The following is a 4,338-nucleotide window of genomic DNA, read 5'->3' as shown; positions in this document are numbered from 1 at the left end:
GGACGTGGCGGCCGAGCTCGGCGTCACCCTCGAGCAGATCGGCAGCGAGGAGAAGCTGCGGGTCGGCCTGCCGGGCGGCCGCGAGTTCGACGTGATGATCCCCAAGGGCGTCGTGGACGGGCAGACGATCCGCCTGCGCGGCCTCGGCTCGCCCGGCGGCCCGCGCTCCGAGCCGGGCGATGCGCTTCTGACGATCCGGGTGCTCCCGCATGCCCGCTTCACCGTCGAGGGCGCGGACCTGCGCGCCACCGTCGACCTGCCGCTCGAGGATGCGGTGCTCGGCGGCGCGATCCGCGTGCCGACCCTGACCGGCGCCGTCGAGATGAAGATGCCGCCGATGACCTCGTCCGGCCGCACCTTCCGCCTCCGCGGCAAGGGCCTGCCGAAGAAGGACGGCACCCGCGGCGACCTGCTCGCCGTCACCGCGATCCAGCTGCCCGCGGACGACGCGGCCCTGGCCGAGTTCGTGAGGAGCCGGCGCACCGCGCGGGCCGAGTAGCCGGCGGCGTATCGCGCCGATCCGGCGGACTTCCGTCCCCGACGCGCCTCCGCTAAGGATGCCTCCGGCGCGAGACCGCCGCCTCGTCGAGCGGGGCGGCCGGGAGTCCCGGGTGCCGAAGCGAATTTTCGGGTGTGGCATGGCGGCTTTCGACGCAACGGACGAGCAGGGCGCGGGCAGGGACGCCGCGCCGGGCAGCAACCTGCTCGCGGGCAAGCGCGGCCTCGTGCTCGGCGTCGCCAACAACCGCTCGATCGCCTGGGGCATCGCCAAGAGCGCGCATGCCCACGGTGCCAAGCTGGCCTTCACCTACCAGGGCGACGCCCTGAAGAAGCGCGTCGAGCCCCTGGCGCGCGAGCTCGACGCCCACGTCGTCGGCCATTGCGACGTCACCGACCCGGCCTCGATCGACGCGGTGTTCGCGGCGACCGCCGAGATCTTCCCCGAGGGCATCGATTTCGTCGTCCACTGCATCGCCTTCTCGGACAAGGACGAGCTGACCGGGCGCTACGTCGAGACGACCGAGGCGAACTTCACCAAGTCGCTCATGATCTCGTGCTACTCGTTCACGGCCGTCGCGCAGCGCGCCGAGAAGATCATGCCGAACGGCGGCTCGCTCCTGACGCTGACCTATTACGGCGCCGAGAAGTGGATGCCGCACTACAACGTCATGGGCGTCGCCAAGGCCGCGCTCGAAGCCTCGGTGCGCTACCTCGCCGCCGATCTCGGCCCCTCGAACATCCGCGTCAACGCGATCTCGGCCGGCCCGATCAAGACGCTCGCCGCCTCCGGCATCGGCGACTTCCGCTACATTCTGAAGTGGAACGAGTACAACGCCCCCCTGCGGCGCACGGTGACGATCGGCGAGGTCGGCGAGACCGCCGCCTACCTGATCTCCGACATGTCCCGCGGCATGACCGGCGAGATCCTGCACGTCGACGCCGGCTACCACGTGGTCGGCATGAAGAACCCCGAGGCGCCGGACCTGAGCCTCGACAAGGATTGAGGGCGGGCGCGCCGGCGAAGGCCGGCGTCAATCACCGTCCTCGAAATTCCCCGACAGCTTCAGCCCCGCGATCCAGGTCGCGCCCTGGCGCTTGATCACGCGGTGGGGCTTCGTGCCCCGCTCGTCGAGGACTGCGTCGGCAAGCCGTTCGGAATGGGTCACGAGCCAGACCTGCGTGCGTTCATCCGCCTTGACGATCATGGGAGCGAGGGGAGCCAGCAGGTCAGGGTGCAGGCTCGCCTCGGGCTCGTTCAGGGCGACGAAAGGCGGAAGCCGGTAGGCGAGCAGGGCTCCCGCGAGGGCGAGGAACCGGAGCATCCCATCGGAGAGCTCGGAGGCTTCGAAGATCCGCTTCGGCTAATCGGGAAACACCATCCCGAACCGTGCCTCGCGGCGCCGTCAGTCCGGCACGACCAGATCCGCGATGCCCGCCACTGCTTCCGGGAACTGCGGGTCCATCGCGTCCAGCGTGTCGGCGATGGTGCGGGCGATGACGAGGTTGCGGAACCACTTCCGGTTGGCCGGCACCACGTGCCAGGGCGCATGCGGCGTCGAGCATCGGGTCAGCGCGTCCGAGAACGCCGCCTGATAGGCATCCCAGGACTTGCGCTCGACCAGGTCGGCCGGATCGAACTTCCAGTGCTTGTCCGGGTTCGCGATCCGCGCTTCCAGGCGCTGCTTCTGCTCGTCCTTCGAGATGTGCAGGAAGAATTTCAGGATGTGGGTCCCGGATTCGGTGAGCAGGCGCTCGAAGTCGTTGATCAAGCCGTAGCGCGCCTGCCAGACCGGCTCCGGCACCAGGCCCTTCACGCGCACGACCAGCACATCCTCGTAGTGGCTGCGGTTGAACACGCCGATCATCCCGCGCCCGGGCGTGCGCTGGTGGTAGCGCCACAGGAAGTCGTGCTCGCGCTCCTCGGTCGACGGCACCTTGAACGAGGCGACCGTGCAGCCTTGCGGGTTCACGCCTTCCAGAACCGCGCGGATCGTACCGTCCTTTCCGCCGGTGTCGATCGCCTGGAACACCACGAGCAGGCTGCGCTGCCGCTCGGCGTAGAGCTTTTCCTGAAGCGCCTGGATCCGCGTGCGCTCGGTGGCGAGCGCCGCCTTCGCCCAGTCCTTGTCGAAGCCGCCGTCGGCGTCGGCGTCGACCTTCGCGAGATCGAACCGGCTGCCCGGCACGACGGTGACGATGCCGTCGGCCGCCGCGACGGAGGCGGGACCGTGCGCATCGATCAGCGCGGGCGCGATGCCTGCGATCTCGGCCGTCGCGGCCGCCCAGAGAGAAGAGGAAGGCGCCTTGCGCCGGGCATCCTCGACGGAACGGTCCGGCGACTTTGTCACACCGGCTGTCCCCGCCTTCTGGCGCCGATCCGTCTTGCGGTGCTTCTTGCTCATGGACAGACCTTCTACCGACCGATCGCGTCCCGGCCTAGATCGGGCACCCGCCTTGCATCCGAGGGCGACCCGATCCCTTCAGACCGCCATGCCCGATGGACGCCACGCTCATGAACCCGCCCGCGCAGCCGCCGCGAGACCTTCGCTCAGGACGCGACCGGTGAGGGCGCCGACCGGAACCGCCGGAGCGTGAGGCCCATCCCGACGATCTACTTCATCCGGCACGGGCAGACCGACTGGAACGCCGAGGGGCGCTTGCAGGGGCAGCGCGACATCGGCCTCAACGCCGTCGGGCAGGGGCAGGCGGCGGACGCCGCGGACCGGCTCGCGGCGCTCGCGGGCGACCGGCTCGCCGAGGCCGACTTCATCGCGAGCCCCCTGAGCCGCACGCGTCGCACCATGGAGATCCTGCGCGACCGCCTCGGCCTCGCGCCGACCGAGTACCGCAGCGATCCCCGGCTGATGGAGATCCATTTCGGGGCGTGGGAAGGGCAGACCTGGGCCGAGATCCGCCGCCGCGATCCCGGCGGCGCCGGCGCGCGCGACCGCGACCGCTGGGGCTATCGCCCCTCGGGCACCGGCGCCGAGAGCTACGCGATGCTGACCGAGCGCGTCGCGCCGGTCTTTTCCGACCTGGCGCCGGCCACCGTCGTGGTCGCCCATGGCGGCGTCGCCCGCGCGATGCTGGTGGCGCTCGGCCACCTCGACATTAAGGCCGCCCCGCGGATCGCCGTCCGCCAGGGCTCGGTGCTCGTCGTGGACGCGGCCGGATGGCGCTGGGCCTGAGGTTTGTCGCCGACCGTTCAAGCCCCGTTCAAAGGTCCGGTATACAGCGAGGTCTCGGGTCCGGTTCGCACGGCCTCGACCCGATCGGCGGACTGCCTCGATAACGGCACGATCCCGCGTCAGGAACGCGCTCCGATCGCCGGCCGGGTGCGCATGCGAGACAGACGGGAACCCAGCTCCGCCCGGAGCTGGCAGCGGAGCATGCGATGAGTAGCCTCGGCGAGATGATCCGGCCCGAAGTGGACCGGCACCCCGCGGCGACCCCGTCCGACCGGGCCGTGCTGCGCGGCCCGGTGCGTCCCGACCTGATCCGCGACGAGGTTCTTGGCGAGATCTTCGCCGAGACCGCGCGGGCACGGCCGGACCATCCGGCGCTGATCGACGGCGCCGCCAAGGACGCGTCGGGCCGGCACCCGCATCTCACCTATGCCGAGGTCTTCGCCCGCGCCGGACGGATCGCGGCGGCTCTCGCCCATCGCGGGATCGGACCGGGCGACGTGGTCGGCCTGTGGATGGCGCGCGGGCCGGACCTGCTCACCGCCCAGATCGGGATCACGCTGTCCGGCGCCGCCTGGCTGCCGTTCGACGCCGAGGCGCCGGCCGACCGGGTCGCGGTCTGCCTCGGCGACGCCGCTGCGAAGGCCCTGCT

The 4,338-nt window shown here is 70.9% G+C and carries 6 protein-coding genes; 4 read left to right on the top strand and 2 right to left on the bottom strand.

The window, feature by feature from the left end:
* Together FV223_RS21140 and fabI are read left to right on the top strand one after the other, a co-directional pair.
* Positions 1-499, top strand: a 499-nt coding sequence (locus FV223_RS21140) for a DnaJ C-terminal domain-containing protein (RefSeq protein WP_281407455.1), incomplete at its 5' end; no start/stop codon positions are given.
* A 139-nt stretch (positions 500-638) separates the two neighbouring features.
* Positions 639-1,505 (top strand): enoyl-ACP reductase FabI, encoded by an 867-nt coding sequence (fabI, locus tag FV223_RS21135; RefSeq protein ID WP_243932978.1) that lies wholly within the window; start codon positions 639-641, stop codon positions 1,503-1,505.
* A gap of 27 nt (positions 1,506-1,532) precedes the next feature.
* Here the strand turns inward: fabI and FV223_RS21130 are convergent, their stop codons facing one another.
* Positions 1,533-1,853 carry an AAA family ATPase gene (locus tag FV223_RS21130; protein WP_281407456.1) on the bottom strand — a complete coding sequence of 107 codons (321 nt, stop codon included), beginning with the start codon at positions 1,851-1,853 and terminating at the stop codon, positions 1,533-1,535.
* Positions 1,854-1,904: 51 nt separating this feature from the next.
* Positions 1,905-2,903, bottom strand: coding sequence for a polyphosphate kinase 2 family protein (locus tag FV223_RS21125; protein ID WP_147728845.1), 999 nt, complete (start codon positions 2,901-2,903; stop codon positions 1,905-1,907).
* 189 nt (positions 2,904-3,092) lie between these two features.
* On the opposite strand from FV223_RS21125, the gene FV223_RS21120 reads away from it, so the two are divergent.
* Both FV223_RS21120 and FV223_RS21115 read left to right on the top strand, forming a co-directional pair.
* Positions 3,093-3,689: a histidine phosphatase family protein gene (locus tag FV223_RS21120; protein ID WP_147728844.1), complete on the top strand. Its 597-nt coding sequence runs from the start codon at positions 3,093-3,095 to the stop codon at positions 3,687-3,689.
* 224 nt (positions 3,690-3,913) lie between these two features.
* A partial coding sequence (locus FV223_RS21115; RefSeq protein WP_246689748.1) for an AMP-binding protein occupies positions 3,914-4,338 on the top strand: 425 nt, incomplete at its 3' end.

This window comes from Methylobacterium sp. WL116, from assembly GCF_008039455.1.
In the GTDB taxonomy this organism is placed as follows: Bacteria; Pseudomonadota; Alphaproteobacteria; order Rhizobiales; family Beijerinckiaceae; genus Methylobacterium.
Note: the sequence above shows the minus strand (reverse complement) of the source record. Positions and strands in the feature narration are given on the sequence as shown.